Origin of the sequence: Kitasatospora misakiensis (assembly GCF_042656005.1) — a bacterium.
GTDB lineage: Bacteria > Actinomycetota > Actinomycetes > Streptomycetales > Streptomycetaceae > Kitasatospora > Kitasatospora misakiensis.
This window is the reverse complement of the sequence record NZ_JBHSOF010000089.1, coordinates 1-18,631: the sequence shown is the minus strand read 5'-3', so window position 1 is coordinate 18,631 and position 18,631 is coordinate 1. Positions and strand designations below refer to the sequence as shown.

The window sequence follows — 18,631 nt, the reverse complement described above, 5'->3', positions numbered from 1 at the left end:
GAGCAACAGCTCGACGGGGCGAAATGATCAGGATCCCGAATTCACCAACAGCGTCGGAGCACCGCCGGGGCCCTGTCGTGTGCCGTCCGGAGCGGACGGCCTGCCGTGTGCCGTCCGCTCCGGACGGCGTACGGGTCTCAGACGCCGTACTCGTCCAGCGGCGGGCAGGAGCAGACCAGGTTGCGGTCGCCGTACGCGCCGTCGATCCGGCTGACCGGCGGCCAGTACTTGTCCGCCGGGTTCACGCCGGCCGGGAAGACCGCCTCCTGCCGCGAGTAGCCGTGCGCCCAGTCGCCGGCCAGCGTGGCGGCGGTGTGCGGGGCGTTGCGCAGCGGGTTGTCGTCGGCGGCCCACTCGCCCGAGCCGACCTTCTCGATCTCGGCCCGGATCTCGATCATCGCGTCGCAGAACCGGTCGATCTCGTACAGGTCCTCGGACTCGGTCGGCTCGATCATCAGGGTGCCGGCGACCGGGAACGACATGGTCGGCGCGTGGAAGCCGTAGTCGATCAGGCGCTTGGCGATGTCGTCCACCGTCACGCCGGTCTCCTTGCTGAGCGGGCGCAGGTCGATGATGCACTCGTGCGCCACCAGGTCGCCGGGGCCGGTGTAGAGCACCGGGAAGTGCGGGGCCAGCCGCTTGGCGATGTAGTTGGCGTTCAGCACCGCGACCTGGGTGGCGCGCTTGAGGCCCTCGCCGCCCATCAGCCGGACGTACGACCAGGAGATCGGCAGGATGCCCGCCGAGCCCCACGGGGCGGCCGAGATCGGGCCGACACCGGTGGCCGGGCCGGCCTCCGCCTGCAGCGGGTGGTTGGGCAGGTACGGCGCGAGGTGCTCGCGCACCGCGACCGGGCCGACGCCCGGGCCGCCGCCGCCGTGCGGGATGCAGAAGGTCTTGTGCAGGTTCAGGTGCGAGACGTCCGCGCCGAACTTGCCCGGCTTGGCGAGGCCGACCAGGGCGTTCAGGTTGGCGCCGTCGACGTAGACCTGGCCGCCGGCCTCGTGCACCAGGCCGCAGATCTCGGTGATCTGGGTCTCGTACACGCCGTGGGTGGACGGGTAGGTGACCATCAGCACGGAGAGGCTGTCGCGGTGCTGCTCGATCTTGGCCTTGAGGTCCTCGACGTCGACGTCACCGTCGACCAGGGTCTTGACCACGACCACGCGCATGCCGGCCATGACCGCGGAGGCGGCGTTGGTGCCGTGCGCGGAGGACGGGATGAGGCAGACGTCACGCTGGGTGTCGCCGTTGGCGTGGTGGTAGGCGCGGACGGCCAGCAGACCGGCCAGCTCGCCCTGGGAGCCGGCGTTCGGCTGGAGGGAGACGGCGTCGTAGCCGGTCACCTCGACCAGCTGCTGCTCCAGCCCGCGGATCAGGGTGAGGAAGCCCGCGGCCTGGTCGACCGGCGCGAAGGGGTGCAGCTGGCCGAACTCCGGCCAGGTCACCGACTCCATCTCGGTGGTCGCGTTGAGCTTCATGGTGCAGGAGCCCAGCGGGATCATGCCGCGGTCCAGCGCGTAGTCCCGGTCCGACAGGCGGCGCAGGTAGCGCAGCATGGCGGTCTCCGAGCGGTGGCTGTGGAAGACCGGGTGGGTCAGGTACTCGTCCTCGCGCAGCAGCGCGGCGGGCAGCGTGTCGGCGGTCTCGGCCACCTCGCCGGCCTCGACGCCGAACGCGGCCCAGACGCCGGCCAGGTCCTCGCGGGTGGTGGTCTCGTCGGTGGAGACCGAGATCCGGTCCTCGCCGTCCTGGAAGACGTTGATGCCGTTGGCGCGGGCGGCGGCGGCGATCTCGGCGGCGCGGCCCGGGACGACCGCGGTGACGGTGTCGAAGAACTCGCCGTGCAGCAGCTCGACGCCGCCGGCCCGCAGGCCCGCGGCCAGCGCGGCGGCGTAGCGGTGGGTGCGGCGGGCGATGTCGGCCAGGCCGTCCGGGCCGTGGTAGACGGCGTACATCGAGGCCATCACGGCGAGCAGCACCTGGGCGGTGCAGATGTTGCTGGTGGCCTTCTCGCGGCGGATGTGCTGCTCGCGGGTCTGCAGGGCCAGGCGGTAGGCGCGGTTGCCGTCGGCGTCGACGGAGACGCCGACCAGGCGGCCGGGCAGCGAGCGGGCGTACTCGGCGCGCACCGCGAGGTAGCCGGCGTGCGGGCCGCCGAAGCCCATCGGCACGCCGAAGCGCTGCGAGGTGCCGCAGGCGATGTCGGCGCCGAGCGAGCCCGGGGACTTCAGCAGGGTGAGCGCGAGCAGGTCGGCGGCGACGGCGACGATCGCGCCCAGGCCGTGGGCCTGCTCGATCACCGGGGCGAGGTCGCGGACCACACCGGTGGCGCCGGGGTACTGGAGCAGCACGCCGAAGACGCCGCGCTCGGCGATCTCGGCCGGGATGCCCGCGGACAGGTCGGCGACGACGACCTCGACACCGGTCGGCACGGCGCGGGTGTTGATCACCGCGACGGTCTGCGGCAGGGTCTCGGCGTCGACCAGGAAGACACCGCCCTTGACCTTGGTGACGCGGCGGGCCAGGGCCATCGCCTCGGCGGCCGCGGTGCCCTCGTCCAGCAGGGAGGAGCCGGAGGTGGGCAGGCCGGTCAGGTCGGAGACCAGGGTCTGGAAGTTGAGCAGCGCCTCCAGGCGGCCCTGCGAGATCTCCGGCTGGTACGGGGTGTACGCGGTGTACCAGGCCGGGTTCTCCATGACGTTGCGCAGGATCACCGGCGGGGTGAAGGTGCCGTAGTAGCCCAGGCCGATCATCGACCGGAGGACGGAGTTGCGGTCGGCCAGCTCGCGCAGCTCGGCCAGGACCTGCGCCTCCGAGCGGCCGGCGGGCAGGTCCAGCGCGGTGATCGAGCGGATCGCCTCGGGGACGGCCGCGACGGCCAGCTCGTCCAGCGAGCCGTAGCCGACGTGCGCCAGCATCTTCTCCTGCGCGGCGGCGTCGGGGCCGATGTGGCGGTTCTCGAAGGGGCTGACCTGTTCGAGCTCGGTGAGGGTCGCGGGGGTGGTGGGGCGTCCCGAGTTCGGCTGGGCGTTCATGGTGGTCGAGGCCTCCTGGTCACGGACCGGCGGGGGTGCGCACGCCGGGCGCCCTCGCCGCTGCGGACAGCGGAGGACCCGGTCGGACGAACCCGACAGGCCTCCCCCTCTGTCATCGGGACCTGAGAGCTTCGCCCGCACGGGGCGCCGTGGGACGCCCCGCCGGCTTGCACCGTCGGTGAGGGTGGTGGCCGTCGGCTCCCTCGCCGGCGGTCCTGCCCTGCTTTCCAGAGTGACCTATCCCGCACGGTACGGATGCCTGAGAGATTCCGGGGAGGAGTTGCTCCTTCGGCGCCCCGACCAGCCGTTTCCACTGCCGGGGACTCTCCCGCGCGGGCTCGGCGGTCGCGCCCAGGGTACCAGCGGGAGCCCCGGCGATCACGGGTGTGTCCGGTCACTTCGCGGCGCCGCCCCGGTCGTCCGGGTCGACCCGGACGGCGCAGCGCCGGACCCGTCCGGCCCCGTCCCGGTCGCGCCCGTCCGGTTCATGCCTTTTGGTGTGAAGTGGCGGACGGGACGGGCGGGCCGGCCGCCGTTCTGCGGGCGTTCCGCAGGATCACCGCACTGGAGGAAAGAGTGCAGACCGACATCGACCCCCGGGACCTCATCGGCCACAAGGCGGTCGACCGCAACGGGGACAAGATCGGCACCATCGACGAGGTGTATCTCGACGACGCCACCGGCCGGCCCGAATGGGCGGCCGTGCGGACCGGCATCTTCGGCCGGGACGCCTTCGTCCCCCTGACCACGAGCGAGTTCTCCGGCGACGAGCTGCGGGTGCCGTACGACAAGTCCCTGGTGAAGGACTCACCGGACTTCGGCGTGGGCCAGCACCTGTCACCCGCCCAGGAGCTCCAGCTCTACCGCTACTACGGGCTGGACACCCCGGTGGACGGCCGGCCGTCGGCGGGTGACGGCTCCGGTTCGGAGCCGGCCGACCTCGACTTCGGCACCACCGCCGACCACGACACCACGGCGGTGGCCGGCACGGCCGCGGTGGGCGCGGCCGCCGCGCACGGCACCGCCAATGGCGCCGCCAACGGCACCGGCACCGCGCACCCGGCCAAGCCGCTCGGCCTCCACCAGTCCCCCACTACCGTCCCCAGCCCGGCCGCCGACCCCGGCAAGCCGTCCGACCCTGCCCCGGAGGCCCCCGTGCGGACCCTCGCCACTCCCCTGCCCACCACCGCGACGCCCACCGCACCGCAGCCGTCCGCCGAGCCGCGGCCGCACCCTCCGGCGCCGGCGTCCGCGCCCGGCACCTCGACGGCCGCTCCCGCCTCGGGCACCGCGCACCCGGAGCCCGGCGCCGCCGCGTCCGCCCCCAGCGCTCCGGTGGAGATCACCTGCCGCGAGGAGCGCCTGGACATCACCACCGAATGGCACGTGCTGGGCACCGCCAAGCTGCGCAAGTACGTCACCAGCGAGCCGGTGGAGCGGCGGGTGCCGGTGGTCCGCGAGCGGGTCCGGGTCGAGCGGATCCCGGTCGGCGACGCGGAGCGGGCCTCGCTCAGCGACAAGGAGATCGCCGAGGCGGTGGAGGAGGTCACCCTGCGCGAGGAGCGCCCGGTGGTCCGCAAGTACCTGGCGCCGATCGAGCGGGTCCGGCTGGTCGTCGAGCGGTACACCGCCGAGGAGGTGGTCCGGGACGAGCTGCGTCGCGAGCACGTCGAGGTCCACGACAACACCGCGGCGGCGTCGACCCCGGCCCCGGCCGCCGCCCACGGTCCGGCCCGCCAGGCCGCGCACCCGCCCGCCGCGGAGGACCAGGCCCGCCCGGCCCCGCTGCGGCCGCTCGGCTGACCCGGTCGGGTCTCCCGGAGGACCTCGGCCGCTCACGGCCGGGGTCCTTCCTTTTTACCAAGGCTTAACCAATGAATATTTGACACACTGAAGTATCTCCCTGCATGGTTAGTTGAGTTCATTCACTATGTACGGGAGGAAACAACCGTGAGTGAGGCACCACAGCCCACCACCGCGACCCAGAAGCCGAGCAGCGCACGGGTCCTGCCGGCCCTCATCCTGGCGATGCTGTCGTTCAGCGTGGTGCAGACCGCGGTCGTCCCGATCCTGCCCTCGCTCGCGAAGGAGCTGAGCGTCTCCGGCTCCAGCATCACCTGGCTGATGACGGCCAACCTGCTGTCCGCCGCCGTGCTGACCCCGCTGCTCGGCCGCTTCGGCGACCTGCGCGGCCGCAAGCCGATGCTGCTGATCTCGCTCGGCGGCCTGGTCGCGGGCTCCGCGCTCGCGGTCTCCACCCACTCCTTCACCTGGCTGGTCGTCGCCCGAGTCCTCCAGGGCGCCGGCGGTGGCGTGCTCCCGCTGGCGATCAGCATCGTCCGCGACGAGCTGCCCAAGCAGAAGGTGACCGGCGGCGTCGCCGCCATCAGCGCCTCGATGGGTGTCGGTTCCGGCCTAGGCCTGGTCGCCACCGGCCTGCTGCTGGAGCACTGGAGCTACAAGTCGATCTTCTGGATGGGCCTGTTCTTCGGTCTCATCGCGGTCGCCCTGGTCGCCCTCCGGGTGCCCACCGACCCGGTCACCGACAAGGAGGGCGGCGCCGACCCGCTCGGCGCCATCACCCTGGCCGGCTGGCTCTCCGCCCTGCTGGTCGCGGTCAGCCAGGGCAACACCTGGGGCTGGACCTCCACCAAGACGCTCGGCCTGTTCGCCGTCGCCGCCGTGATCGCCCTCGTCTGGGGCGTCATCGAGGTCAAGGTCGCCCACCCACTGGTCGACATGAAGATGATGTCCCGCCCGGCCGTCGCCTTCACCAACCTGGCCGGCCTGCTCATCGGCTTCGGCATGTACGGCTCGTTCATGGTGATCAGCAACTTCGCCCAGACCCCGGAGAAGTTCACCCACTACGGCTTCACCGCCACCGTGCTGCACGCCGGTGTGATGCTGCTGCCGTCGGCCCTCGGCTCGATGATCGCCGCCCCGGTCGGCGCCATGCTGATCGCCCGCCGCGGCCCGCGTCTGCCGCTGGTCCTCGGTGGCGTCCTCGGCGCCGTCTCGATGGCCTACCTGGCCCTGCGGCACAGCCACGAGGGCGACATCTACCTCTCCTCGGCGATCTTCGGCCTCGGCATCGGCCTCGCCTTCTCGGCGATGCCCGCCTACATCAACGGCGCCGTCCCGGTCGAGCAGAGCGGCATCGCCAACGGCATGAACGCCGTGCTGCGCACCGTCGGCGGCGCGATCGGCACCGCCGTCATGGCCGCCATCCTCACCGGCGACACCCTGAAGCTGCCGATCCCGATCTCGCTGCCCACCCTGGACGCCTACAAGCACGCGTTCTGGACCGCCGCCGTGGTCTGCGTCGTGGCCGGCGCCGTCCCGTTCCTGATCCGCTCCGTCAAGCCGACCACCACGGTGGCCGCCGGCGGCAACCAGGTGGCGGACCTGACCTCCGGCCAGCAGCCGGTGAAGACCGACGCCTGACGAGGCGTCCCGCCCCGCGCCCAGGGACAGGGCGCGGGGACCGGACCCGGACGGTCGCCGAGGGCATCGCGACCGTCCGAGGCCCGGAAACGCGAAGCGGCCCCACCCGGCCCCCCTGCCGGGTGGGGCCGCTTCGCGTTTCCGGACCGGCTCCGCCGCTCAGCCCTCCTCCCCACCGTCCCCGCTACCATCCCCGCCGTCCTCGTCCCCGTCCTCGCTCCCGGGCCACCCCGGGCGCAGCGGCAGCGGCCGGGCCGGCTCCAGCGCCGGATCGTCGATCCGGAAGGTCCGTACCCGGCCCGGCTTGCTCCACGGCGTCTCGAAGCGGACCGTCACCCGGCCCACCCCGCTGCCCTGCACCCACCCCGGCCCGTGCTCCGCGTGTCGCACGTCCTGCCCCGGCAGCCAGCGGCGCACCGGCACCGCTTCCTCCTCCACCGCCTGCGGCTCCTCCTCCGCCCCGGCCTCGGCCGCGGCGGCCGCCTCCTCCCGGACGGCCTGGGCGAACAGGTCCTCCTGGGTGTAGTCGGCCAGCTGCGCCACCCCGACGCCCAGCAGCCGCACCCCGCCGGTGATGTCCACCTGCGAGGCCAGCCGGCGCGCCGTCTCGACCACCACCGTCTCGTCGTCCGTCGGCCCGCGCAGCGTCTCCGAACGGGTCAGCGTCGAGAAGTCGAACCGCCGGACCTTCAGCACCACCGTCCGCCCCGAGCGCCCGGCTCCGCGCAACCGCCGCACACAGCGCAGCGCCAGCGCCTCCACCTCGCGCAGCACCCGGTCCCGGTCGGCCAGGTCCACCTCGAAGGTGTCCTCCACCGAGACGGACTTGGCGTCCTGGTCCGCGACCACCGGCCGGTCGTCCAGTCCTATGGACATGGCGTGGACGCCGACTCCGTGCGCCTTCCCCAGCAGCTGCACCAGTTCCGCCTCGCCCGCCTCGGCGAGCTCGGCCACCGTGTTCAGCCCGGCGCGGCGCAGCACCTGCTCGGTGGCCGGACCGATCCCGGGCAGCGCCCGCACCGGCATCGGCCCCAGCACCGCGCGCTCCTGGCCCGGCTCGACCAGCACCAGCCCGTCCGGCTTGGCCTGCTCGGAGGCGATCTTGGCCATCAGCTTCGACCCGGCCGCCCCGACCGAGGCGGTCAGCCCGGTGCGCTGCCGGATGTCCGCGCGCAGGTCCTCGGCCAGCGCAAGCACCAGCCGCTCCCCCGTACCGTGCTCCGCCTCGGCCAGCACCGGGCCGTACGGACCGGCCTCCAGATCGACGAAGGCCTCGTCCAGGCTCAGCGGCTGCACCAGCGGCGAGAGCTCCCGCAGCAGCCCCATCACCACCTCGCTCACCTGCCGGTACGCCTCGAACCGACCGGTCAGGAAGGCCGCGTTCGGGCAGAGCCGGCGCGCCTGCGCCATCGGCATCGCCGAGTGCACGCCGAAGGTCCGCGCCTCGTAGGAGGCCGTCGACACCACCCCGCGCCCGCCCAGCCCCCCGACGATCACCGGCTTGCCGCGCAGGCTCGGCTTGGCCGCCTGCTCCACCGCCGCGAAGAAGGCGTCCATGTCGAGGTGGATGATGCTCGGCAGTGACCGCACCCGCCGATCATGCCGCACGGGTCCGACAACCCGTCCGAACCCGGCCGCCGGGGTCAGCGCACCGCCGTACCGCCGTCGTCGGCCCGGCCAGCACCCGCGTCCGCCAGCGCCCGCGGTATGCCCGGCTCACGCGGACCGAGGAACAGCGGATCCGGCCGCAGCCAGGCGTTCAGCATGGCCTTCCCGGCCCCCGGGATCTCCCGGAGGCCGCCGTACAGCCAGGTGGCGTCCCGGACCTCCGGCACGCCCACCGCGTACGACTCGATGCCCGCCGCCTCGCAGAGCGCCAACGCCCGCCGGACGTGGAAGTCCTGACTTACCAGCACCGCGCGGTCCACCCCGAAGATCCGGTGCGCCCGGGTGCAGGAGTCCCAGGTGTCGAAGCCCGCGTAGTCGCCGACCACCCGCACCTCCGGCACCCCGTGCTCGATCAGGTAGCGGCGCATCGCGTCGGTCTCGTCGTAGCTCGTCCGGCCGTTGTCGCCGGTCACCAGGATCGCCTGGACCTTCTGACGCTCGTACAGCTCCACGGCCGCGTCCAGGCGGTGCGCCAGGTACGGCGAGGGCTTCCCCTCGAACAGCCCGGCGCCGAACACCACCGCCACCGGTGCCCCGGGCGCGCTCGCCACCGTGCCCACCCGGTCGCCGGCCGAGACGAAGAGCCAGCCGCTCGGCGCGAGCGCCAGGGCGCAGCCGACCGTCGCCAGCTGGAACAGCCGCCGCTGCGCCGACCGCCGGCGCAGCCGTTGGCCCAGTCCTACCGCCCTGCGCGTCACCAGACCGGGTATGCCGGAACCGAACCGCACGTGCCCTCCCTCATCTCGGCTCACCGGGCACGACGACGCCGTGGGCCCGGACGGTTCCCCCGTCCGGGCCCACGGCGTCGCTTCGAGTCCCGCGGCGAGCGGGAGGCGGTCAGACCGCGCGGTTGCGCCGCTGCGCCAGTTCGTCCCCCGGGTCGTGGCCGACCACCGTCTCCCCGGTGTCGGTCCGCTCGGCGTGCAGCCGGACCAGGGTCCGCTCCAGCTCCTGCCAGACCGCGCCGACCGCGATGCCGAACACCCCCTGGCCGCCCTTCATCAGGTCGACCACCTGCTGGGGCGTCGTGCACTCGTACACCGTCGCGCCGTCACACATCAGGGTCAGCCCGGCCAGGTCGGCGACCTCGGCCGCCTGCAGATGAGCGACCGCCACCCGGATGTTCTGCAGCGAGACCCCGGCGTCCAGCAGCCGCTTGACGATCTTCAGCAGCAGGATGTCGCGGAAGCTGTAGAGCCGCTGGCTGCTCGCCGGGTAGGTCGAGCGCACGCTGGGCTCCAGCAGGCCGGTGCGGGCCCAGTAGTCCAGCTGGCGGTAGGTGATGCCGGCCGCCGCGCAGGCGGTCGGGCCCCGGTAGCCGATCAGCTCGGAGGTCGGCGCGAGCCGCTCGATCGCCGGCTGGCCGGGCTGCACCGCCGGGAACCGGCCCACACGCGGCAGCTCCGTCCGGGGCAGCTCGGTCACCGTGCGGGCGGTGCGCGGCAGGTGTACGGCGCACAGGCCTCCCGTGGCCACTTCGTCGCCAGTGCCGGTCATGCCTACCTCCGTCCACTCGTGCTGCGGGCAACCCAGACCGCGGGCGTCGGACACCCGGGCAGCCCCTCCTGACGGTAGGCAGTCCCCTATGGCCCGTCAACGATCGCCACGCCGGGCCGAACGGACCACATCACTCAGGAGGGTGGTTTTTCGTGCCCCCAGTGTGGGTAGATGCGCGTTTTTTGGCAAAACGGCCGACGCCCGCGCGTGCCCGGTCGGCACCACGCGGACCACCGGGGACCACCACGGCCGCCGGCACCGCGGGCTGCGAACCACCGCGAACCACCGCGGGCCACGGGCGACCGCCCGGCTCCGGCTACTGCGGGCCGTTGCCGCCGAAGTCCTCCGGCGAGACCTGGTCGAGGAACTCGCGGAACTTCTCGACCTCGTCCTCCTGCTCGTCCGGGATCGCGATGCCCGCCTCGGCGAGCACCTCCTCGCTCCCGTAGATCGGCGTCCCGGTGCGCAGCGCCAGCGCTATCGCGTCGGACGGCCGGGCGCTGACCTCCACCCCGCCGGCGAAGACCAGCTCGGCGTAGAAGACGCCCTCGCGCAGGTCGGTGATCCGGACCTCGGTGAGCTGCTGGCCGAGCGCCTCCAGGACGTCCTTGAACAGGTCGTGCGTCAGCGGGCGCACCGGGGTCATGCCCTGCTGGGCGAAGGCGATCGCGGTCGCCTCCCCCGGGCCGATCCAGATCGGCAGGTACCGATCGCCCCCGACCTCGCGGAGCAGCACGATCGGCTGGTTGGAAGGCATCTCCACCCGGACACCCACGACGTCGAGCTCATTCACACAGCAACCCTATGGCTCCCGACCCGGATATGAAAGCGCAGCGCCTACGGCCCTGGTCAGGGGCGGTGGACACGGCCGGGGCGCGGCCCGGCGCGCGCCTTACGAACGGATCCGCAGACCCGCCTGGACCATGGCCGCGTGCAGCCGCACGGAGAGTGTCGCCAGCTCCCGGGCGGTGGCCTCGGCGTGCGCCCTGGTCTGCGGGTTCCGGTGCCGCCGCAGCGGCGCCACGACCTGTTCGACCAGGGCGATCTCGCGGTCCGCGGCCGCCTTCATGGCCCGCAGGTGCCGCGGTTCCAGCCCGTACCGGCCGAGTTCCGCGACCAGCCGGGCGACCTGCAGCGCCTCGCCGTCGTACCCGCCGTCCGGCCCCGGGGCGACCAGCCCGTAGGACTCCCACTCGGCCAGCTCGGCCTCGCCCGCCTCGGCGGCCGCCAGCAGCTCGGCCCGGCCCAGCCGCACCCCGGCGGAGGCCTCGGCCGAGGCGGTCAGCTCGCGGTCCGCCTCCTCCAGCGGCCCCGGCCGGGTGTCCGCGGCGGCGGGCAGCGCCGGCGGGGTCTCGCCGCGCTCCATGGCGTCGAGGTGCTCGCGGATCACCCGCAGCGGCAGGTAGTGGTCGCGCTGCATCCGCAGCACGTAGGCCAGCCGCTCGACGTCGGCCGGGCTGAACTTGCGGTACCCCGAGGGTGTGCGCTGCGGCTCGACCAGCCCCTCCGCCTCCAGGAAGCGGATCTTGGAGATGGTGACCTCGGGGAAGTCGTCACGCAGGAAGGCCAGCACCGCGCCGATGCTCAGCAGCTCGTCGCCGCCGCGCCGCCGGCCGGCGGGCCGGTCCGGGCGGGTCGGCTGCCTGGGCGCCGCGACCACGCCCCGCGCGCCCTGGTCCGGCTTGGGACCGGACGACGCGGGGGTGGCCGCCCCGAGAGGAGAGGAAGGGGTGTTCGGACTCACTCGGGCTCCTGCCGACGTTGGTTTCAGTACCCCCGGTTGTGGCTGGCGAAGAAGACCAGCCGGTACTTCCCGATCTGCACCTCGTCGCCGTTGTTCAGGGCGACCTCGTCGATCCGCTCCCGGTTGACGTAGGTGCCGTTCAGGCTGCCGACGTCGGCGACGGTGAAGCCGCCGCCCGGCGTCCGGCGGAACTCCACGTGCTTGCGGGAGACCGTGACGTCGTCGAGGAAGATGTCGCCCTGCGGGTGGCGGCCGGCCGTGGTCTTGTCGGAGTCCAGCAGGAAGCGGCTGCCGGAGTTCGGGCCGCGCTGGACGATCAGCAGGGCCGAGCCCGGGGGCAGCGCGTCGATCGCCGCCAGCACCTCGGCCGAGAGCGCCGGCGTACCGGTCCCGGTCGTGGTGTTGGGGTCGTAGGACTCCAGGCCGGAGATCGAGATGGTCGAGGTGGTCTCGGCCGACCCCTCGGGCAGCAGCCCACCGCGCAGCGCCGTACCGCAGTTGGAACAGAACCGGGCCGAGGCCGGGTTCTGGTTGCCGCACCTGGGGCACGGAGTGGGGCCAGCCATGTTCACAGCCTCCTGGCGCGGCACACCCGACGGGTTGTGCCCGGCGTACGGGTCCGGAGCAAACCCTCCACCAGAGGTTGAGGGTGCTGACGGGAAACCTATGCGCGGCGCGCCGGAAGGGTCAACCGACGCGCCGTAGCCCGCCTGATTCCCCGCGTACTGGGCTCCGGCGCCGTCCCGGAACAGCGGACGCTCGGCGTACTCCGCGCCCTCGGGGGCGGAACGCATCCCCGGCACGGCGGCCTCGTCGTCCCGGCGGTGCAGCGCGGTCGGCGCCTCCGCGGCGGCCGCGTCACGGCCCTTGTTACGACCGAACAACTTCGAGAAGAAACTCACGGGCGAATCCCCTTGCGTGTGACAGACCCGCCCGTGGGGCAGGGTGGGAACCTCGGACAGACCGCGGGCCCGGTCGTGGATCGGGCCGGCGGGAGTGGCACTCCGGGTGTGATGATCACTTCGGAGCCGGCTTGGCGTACTGCGGCGTCTTCGGATCGACGAGTGCGTCGACGAGCACCTTCTGCTGCGGGGAGATCGTCGCGCGCGCCTGATGGCTCTCCAGCGTACGGACGACACCTCCCGGGATGTTCAGCGCGGGTGTGAGGTCCTGAGGATTCCCCACGACGGTGAAGCGGTAGGGCGCCGAGACCTTCTTGCCGTCGATCTGCACACCGCCACCGGACACGTCCGTGAAGTAGGTGTTGACCACCACGCGCACATCGTTGATCTGAATCGCCTCCGCCCCCGCCGCTCGGAGTTCCTGCAGGGTGTCCAGCAGCATATCTGCCTTCACCTGCCCTTGGGGATCATCGACCGTCAGTACGATCCCCGGACCAGTGGCCTTGACGGTCCCGGCGAGCACGCCGAGTTCCGTCACCTTCTTCCTGGTCTGCTCCTGGGCTTCCTTGGCCTGGTTGGAGCTGTTCTCCAACTTGGCCAGGGACTGCTCCAACTCCGCCTTCTCCTGTTGGAGACGCTGCTGACGGCTGTCCAGTTCGTCGAGGATGCGAACCAGGTCCTCCTGGCGCGCACCGCGCAGCTGGCTGTGGTGGTCGTTGGTCGAGCGCACCTGGATCGCGAGCCCCAGACCGAGCGAGAACAGCAGCACGGCCACCACCAGCTGACCGCGCGACAGCCGCGGCGGCCAGAGGGCCGCCTTCAGCCGCCGGCGCCCGGAGTGGCGGTCGGCCGCCTGCGCCGACACGGACATCGGCGCGAGCTCGATCTCCTCCGCCTCGTCCTCGGGCTCCGCCTCGTCCTCGGGCTCCGCCTCGTCCTCGGGCTCCTCCGCGGGCTCCGGCTCGGGAGCCTTCTCGCGCCGCGCTCCCGGCGCCCCCGGGTCCGTGACGGGAGATCCCGTCACCGCTTCCGGCGCACGCGCGGGCGCAGGTGTCACCTCGGGGGCGCGCTCGATCACGGGCGCGGGAACCTGCTTCACCAGGGGCACCGGCTCCTTCAGCGGCTCCTCGGTCACCGGCTCGGCAACGGGCTCGGCCTCGGGCTCCTCGGCCGTGGCCTCCTCCGCCTCCGCCTCCGCCACCGCGTCCTCGACCGGGGCGGTCACCGCCTTGTCCGGGGACCCTTCCCCTCGCTTCTCCTGCCGCACAACTTCTCCCGCCGATCCGTCCACTTTCTCCTCCGCCGCGCGCTCGCGGCCCGGCTCAGGCACGGAAGACATGGCGCCTGATCGCGGCGGCGTTGGAGAAGATGCGGATGCCGAGGACGACGACCACACCCGTGGACAGCTGCGAGCCGACACCCAGCTGGTCGCCGAGGAAGACGATCAGCGCCGCCACCACCACGTTCGACAGGAACGAGACGATGAAGACCTTGTCGTTGAAGATGCCGTCCAGCATCGCCCGGACGCCGCCGAACACCGCGTCCAGCGCCGCCACCACCGCGATCGGCAGGTAGGGCACCACGGCGTCGGGCACCTCGGGCTGGACGAAGAGTCCGACGACGACGCCGATCACGAGACCCAGTACGGCAATCACGGTGTAACTGCTCCTGTCGCTGCGGAGGACGACCCGGTGGTCGCGGTGGGCGGGTGAGAGGTCTGGGAGGTCTGGGATGGCGGCGGGGCCGAGGCTCTGGCGGGGGCGCTCGACGAACGCTTGCCGGTCGGCCCGCTCGTCTTCGCCGACGGCGAGGCCCCGGCGGACGGACTCGCCGTGCCGGAGGCCGAGGCTGAGGCTGAGGCTGAGGCTGAGGGAGACGGTGACGACGAGGGCGACGGGCTCCCGGACGGCGAGCCGGTCGGCGAGGCCTCGGGAACGGCCGGCTGGGCGGTCCGCAGGCTCACACCGACGGCCGCGGGGAGGGTGAGGCTCTTCTGGGCCGACAGGGTCGACTTGATGCCGTACTTCTCCTCCAGCAACCGCAGGTACTGGCCGGCCATGGCGCTCTCGAAGGCGCCCAGCAACCGCGGCCCGTCCCCCAGCACCTGCACGGTGTACGGCGGGACCAGCGGCCGGTTGTCCACCAGTACGGCCTCACCGGCCGCGCGGATCGCCGAGAGCGCGGTGAGCCGCTGCCCGTTGATCGAGACGGCCTCCGCCCCCGAGGCCCAGAGCCCGTTCACCACCAGCTGGAGGTCCCGGTCGCGCAGCCGCCCGCTGTTGGAGAAGCCCTGCCCGGCGCGCGGGTCGACGCTCCCGCCGGCGCCCGTCCCGGCCGCATCCTCCAGCACCAGCTTCACGCCCGGACCGGTGACCTCGCCGAGGCCAACCGCGCCGGCCAGCGCCGCCGGGTCCCCCTCGCCCGGGGCGAGCGCCTGCTGCTGGGTGCTGTCGACCTTCCGCCGCAGCTCCTGGACCTGCTTCTGGAGGTGGTCCGCCGAGCCGTTGGCGTCGTTGATCCGGTGGATCAGGGCGTCGCGCTCCTTGGCCAGCGTGGGCTCCGCCTTGTGCGCGTTCACCGCCCCGACCGTGACGACCGCCCCGACCAGCGCCAGCCCGGCCCCCAGGGTCAGCAGGCCGCGCGCCGTGCCGGGTATCCGGTACGGTCCGGCCCCGCCCCGCGCGGCCGCCGCCTCGGCGTACCCCTCGTCGAGGCTGTGGTCCATCACATTGGTCAGCAGGGACATCGAGGCATCCGGACGGTTGTACCGTCCACTGCTGGCACCCTGCCCCGGCGTCGCTGACATGCGGACCATCGTCCCACGTCGCGTGAGGGTCCCGCGCACGCCCCCTGACCTGCAAACACACCAAACCGGGTGGAGTGCGACCAACCACCCGAAACGGACAGCGGGGCGGGGCGGCCGACGCCGCCCCGCCCCGCCGCGGGCTCACCGCCCGGCGCTGTCGACCACCGCCGCCCACTCGTCGAGCAGGGCCTCGGTCGCCGCGTCGTCCGGCCCCTCGGCCCACAGGTGGGTGACCGCCTCGGCCGGGTCCGGCAGCACCAGCGTCCACCGCCCGTCCGCCTCGACGACCCGCACGCCGTCCGTGGTGTCCAGCTGCCGACTGCCGGCCGCCTCGACCACCGAGCGCATCACCATGCCCTTGGCCGCCCACGGCGTCGCGATGTCCCGCCGGCGGATGTGCGCCTGCGGGATCCGCGCGTCGATCTGGCTCAGGGTGAGCTGGGTGCGGGCCACCAGGCCGACCAGCCGGACGAACGCCGCCGCCCCGTCCAGCACCCCGCTGAACTCGGGCACCACGAAGCCGCCGCGGCCGTCACCACCGAACACCGTGCCCTCGGCGGAGGCCGCCTTGGCCAGGTCGTCCGGCGTGGTCGTGGTCCAGGTGACCTGCGTGCCGTGGTACGCCGCGACCTGCTCGGCGATCCGGGTCGTGGTGACCGGCAGCGCGACCTGACCGCTCCGCCGCTCGGCCGCGACCAGGTCCAGCAGGACCAGCAGCGCCCGGTCGTCGTCGATCACCCGGCCGAGCTCGTCCACGAAGGCCACCCGCTCGCCCACCGGGTCGAACCGCACCCCGAAGGCCGCGCGGGAGGACGCGACCAGCTCGCCGAGCCGCGCCAGCCCGGCCCGCCGCTCCTCGGCGTCCTCGGTCGGCCGTGCCTCGTCCAGCCCGCTGGAGACGGTCAGCGCCTCCACCCCGAGCCGGCCGAGGATGCTCGGCAGCACGAGCCCCGCGCTGCCGTGCGCGGTGTCCACGACCACCTTCAGCCCCGCCTCGCGCACACCCGTGGTGTCCACGGCCCGCAGCAGGTTGCCCGCGTAGGAGTCGAAGACGCTCGACGGGAAGGTGAGGTCACCGATCTCGCCCGGGAACGCGCGCCGGTACTCCTGGCGCGCGTAGACCCGGTCGAGCTTGCGCTGCCCGGCCTGCGACAGGTCGGCGCCGCGCTCGTCGAAGAACAGGATGTCCAGCGAGTCCGGCACCCCGGGGGTGGTCCGCAGGAAGATCCCGCCGGCGCTGCCCCGCGCGGTGTGCTGCCGGGCCACCGGCATCGGCACGTTCTCCAGGTCGCGGACGTCGATCGCACTGGTCTGCAGCGCGGAGATCATCGCCCGCTTGAGCGCGCGCGCACCACGCGAGTGGTCACGCGCGATGGTGACGGTGGCGCCCTTCTTCAGGGTCGTCGCGTACGCCCCAGCCAGCCGGACGGCCAGCTCCGGGGTGATCTCGACGTTGAGGATGCCCGAGACGCCGCGCACCCCGAAGAGGTGCTCCTGGCCCCGGGACTCCCAGATCACCGAGGTGTTGACCACCGCGCCGGCCTCGATGGTCTTGAACGGGTAGACCCGGACGTTGGCCCCGATGATCGACTCCTCGCCGACCAGGCACTCGTCCCCGATCACCGCGCCGTCCTCGATCCGCGCGGCCCGCATCACATCGGTGTTCTTGCCGACCACACAGCCGCGCAGATTGCTCTGCGGCCCGATGTAGACGTTGTCGTGGACGACCGTCCGGTGGAGGAAGGCGCCGCGCTTCACCACGACGTTGCTGCCGAGCACGGTGTGCTCGCGGATCTCGACGCCGGCCTCGACCTTGGCGTAGTCGCCGATGTACAGCGGGCCGCGGAGGATCGCCTCCGGGTCCACCTCGGCGCCCTCGGCCACCCAGACGCCCGGCGAGATCTCGAAGCCGTCGAGCCCGACCTCGACCTTGCCCTCCAGGACGTCCGCCTGGGCCTTGCCGTAGCTCTCGTGGGTGCCCACGTCCTCCCAGTAGCCCTCGGCCACATAGCCGTAGACCCGCTTGCCCTCCTTGAGCAGCTGCGGGAACACGTCGCTCGACCAGTCCACCGACTCGCCGGCCGCGACGTAGTCGAAGACCTCGGGTTCCATGACGTAGATTCCGGTGTTCACCGTGTCCGAGAAGACCTGGCCCCAGGTCGGCTTCTCCAGGAAGCGCTCGACCCGGCCCTCATCGTCGGTGATCGTGATTCCGAACTCCAGGGGATTCGGCACCCTGGTGAGGCAGACGGTGACCAGTGCGTTCTTGCTGCGGTGAAACTCGATCAATTCCGTGAGGTTGAAGTCGGTCAATGCGTCGCCGGAGATCACCAGAAAAGAGTCGTCCTTGAGGGCGTCCTCGGCGTTCTTGACACTCCCCGCGGTGCCGAGTGGAGTCTCCTCGTTCGCATAGGTGAGGTGCATGCCCAGCTCTTCGCCGTCACCGAAGTAGTTCTTCACCAGCGAGGCCAGGAACTGGACGGTCACGACGGTGTCCGAGAGACCGTGCCGCTTCAGCAGGCGAAGCACGTGCTCCATGATCGGCATATTGGCGACCGGAAGCAGGGGCTTCGGCATGCTGGAGGTCATCGGGCGAAGTCGAGTGCCTTCGCCCCCTGCCATAACAACGGCTTTCATTACGGGTGCGTCCTCCTTCGCGGTGGTGGACCGTGCAGGTCCATCAAACCGTTCCAGAGGTTGTCTACCCGGAAGGTATCGTCCGACGCACCGTGTCGACGTGGGACTTCTCTCAGATCACGTCTCAGACCGTGGACGGCGAGGAGCCCGGGCCGCCGCGGACGATCTGTCGCGCCTGCACCGCGTAGAGAATGGCGGCCCACCAGTACAGCGTGGTGCCCCACCAGATGAACGCCCAGCTGACGACCTCGGCCGGCCGGGCGATCCAGGTGTCCACGGAGCCGAGCAGCAGGAGCGGGAACGCGTACATCAGGTTGAATGTCGCGGCCTTCCCCAGGAAACTTACCTGCAACGGCCCGTAGCCGTGCCGGTTGAGAATCGGCAGAAGCGCCGCGATAAACACCTCGCGTGCCAGCAGGATCGCCGTCAACCACCACGGCAGGATCTCACGCCACGTCAGGCCGACCAGGGTGGAGAGCACATAGAGCCGGTCCGCCAGCGGATCGAGCAGCTGCCCCACCCGGCTGATCTGACCCCACCTGCGCGCGAGCTTCCCGTCCAGGTAATCACTGATGCCACTGAGCATCAGGATCAGCAACGCCCATCCGTCGTTGTTCGGACCGTCGAAAACCGGCCAGAGGATCAGCCAGAGGAAGAGCGGAACACCGACCAGCCGGCCCATGCTCAGCAGGTTGGGGATGGTGAGGACGCGATCGGTCTGGACCCGCGTCTCCTGGACCTCCACCCGGGGGCCTCCTGTCACGTATGGCAACTCTGCACGTTGACCTTACAACAGAGAAGCCCCCGACCGATTCCCGGACGGGGGCTTCTCCTGAAAATTTGTTCGGCGGCGTCCTACTCTCCCACAGGGTCCCCCCTGCAGTACCATCGGCGC

13 protein-coding genes, 1 pseudogene and 1 riboswitch are annotated in these 18,631 nt (G+C 72.2%); of the genes and pseudogenes, 2 read left to right on the top strand and 12 right to left on the bottom strand.

The window, feature by feature from the left end; genetic code table 11:
• Positions 1–137 precede the first annotated feature (137 nt).
• A complete protein-coding gene (gcvP, locus tag ACFP3U_RS35630) occupies positions 138–3,038 on the bottom strand; it encodes an aminomethyl-transferring glycine dehydrogenase (RefSeq protein WP_380229915.1) in 2,901 nt (966 codons plus the stop codon).
• Between the two features lie 237 nt (positions 3,039–3,275).
• Positions 3,276–3,379, bottom strand: a riboswitch (glycine riboswitch).
• A gap of 235 nt (positions 3,380–3,614) precedes the next feature.
• Between gcvP and ACFP3U_RS35625 the strand changes: the two genes are divergently transcribed.
• Complete coding sequence (locus ACFP3U_RS35625; RefSeq protein WP_380229914.1) at positions 3,615–4,841, top strand: PRC and DUF2382 domain-containing protein; 1,227 nt, start codon at positions 3,615–3,617, stop codon at positions 4,839–4,841.
• Between the two features lie 147 nt (positions 4,842–4,988).
• A complete protein-coding gene (locus tag ACFP3U_RS35620; protein ID WP_380229913.1) occupies positions 4,989–6,482 on the top strand; it encodes an MFS transporter in 1,494 nt (497 codons plus the stop codon).
• Positions 6,483–6,641: 159 nt separating this feature from the next.
• Here ACFP3U_RS35620 and ACFP3U_RS35615 read toward each other — a convergent pair whose 3' ends face one another.
• The 11 genes and pseudogenes from ACFP3U_RS35615 to ACFP3U_RS35565 all read right to left on the bottom strand — a co-directional run bounded on the left by ACFP3U_RS35615 (position 6,642) and on the right by ACFP3U_RS35565 (position 18,481).
• Complete coding sequence (locus ACFP3U_RS35615; protein ID WP_380229912.1) at positions 6,642–8,072, bottom strand: DNA polymerase IV; 1,431 nt, start codon at positions 8,070–8,072, stop codon at positions 6,642–6,644.
• Positions 8,073–8,125: 53 nt separating this feature from the next.
• Complete coding sequence (locus ACFP3U_RS35610; protein WP_380229911.1) at positions 8,126–8,848, bottom strand: SanA/YdcF family protein; 723 nt, start codon at positions 8,846–8,848, stop codon at positions 8,126–8,128.
• A gap of 139 nt (positions 8,849–8,987) precedes the next feature.
• Positions 8,988–9,647 carry a MerR family transcriptional regulator gene (locus tag ACFP3U_RS35605; RefSeq protein WP_380229910.1) on the bottom strand — a complete coding sequence of 220 codons (660 nt, stop codon included), beginning with the start codon at positions 9,645–9,647 and terminating at the stop codon, positions 8,988–8,990.
• A 316-nt stretch (positions 9,648–9,963) separates the two neighbouring features.
• Positions 9,964–10,440 (bottom strand): bifunctional nuclease family protein, encoded by a 477-nt coding sequence (locus tag ACFP3U_RS35600; protein WP_380229909.1) that lies wholly within the window; start codon positions 10,438–10,440, stop codon positions 9,964–9,966.
• Between the two features lie 99 nt (positions 10,441–10,539).
• Positions 10,540–11,235, bottom strand: coding sequence for a transcriptional regulator FtsR (gene ftsR, locus ACFP3U_RS35595; protein ID WP_380229917.1), 696 nt, complete (start codon positions 11,233–11,235; stop codon positions 10,540–10,542).
• Between the two features lie 179 nt (positions 11,236–11,414).
• Entirely contained in the window at positions 11,415–11,957 is a 543-nt protein-coding gene (locus tag ACFP3U_RS35590; protein WP_030303564.1) for an FHA domain-containing protein, read from the bottom strand.
• Positions 11,958–12,408: 451 nt separating this feature from the next.
• Positions 12,409–13,350 carry a DUF881 domain-containing protein gene (locus tag ACFP3U_RS35585; RefSeq protein WP_380229916.1) on the bottom strand — a complete coding sequence of 314 codons (942 nt, stop codon included), beginning with the start codon at positions 13,348–13,350 and terminating at the stop codon, positions 12,409–12,411.
• 265 nt (positions 13,351–13,615) lie between these two features.
• Complete coding sequence (locus tag ACFP3U_RS35580) at positions 13,616–13,948, bottom strand: small basic family protein (protein WP_030062488.1); 333 nt, start codon at positions 13,946–13,948, stop codon at positions 13,616–13,618.
• Between the two features lie 245 nt (positions 13,949–14,193).
• Positions 14,194–15,108, bottom strand: a pseudogene (locus ACFP3U_RS35575) (DUF881 domain-containing protein); the annotation flags it as partial.
• 132 nt (positions 15,109–15,240) lie between these two features.
• Positions 15,241–17,736: a sugar phosphate nucleotidyltransferase gene (locus tag ACFP3U_RS35570; RefSeq protein WP_380229908.1), complete on the bottom strand. Its 2,496-nt coding sequence runs from the start codon at positions 17,734–17,736 to the stop codon at positions 15,241–15,243.
• Positions 17,737–17,860: 124 nt separating this feature from the next.
• Positions 17,861–18,481, bottom strand: a complete 621-nt coding sequence (locus ACFP3U_RS35565; protein ID WP_380229907.1) for a CDP-alcohol phosphatidyltransferase family protein — start codon at positions 18,479–18,481, stop codon at positions 17,861–17,863.
• Positions 18,482–18,631 lie beyond the last annotated feature (150 nt).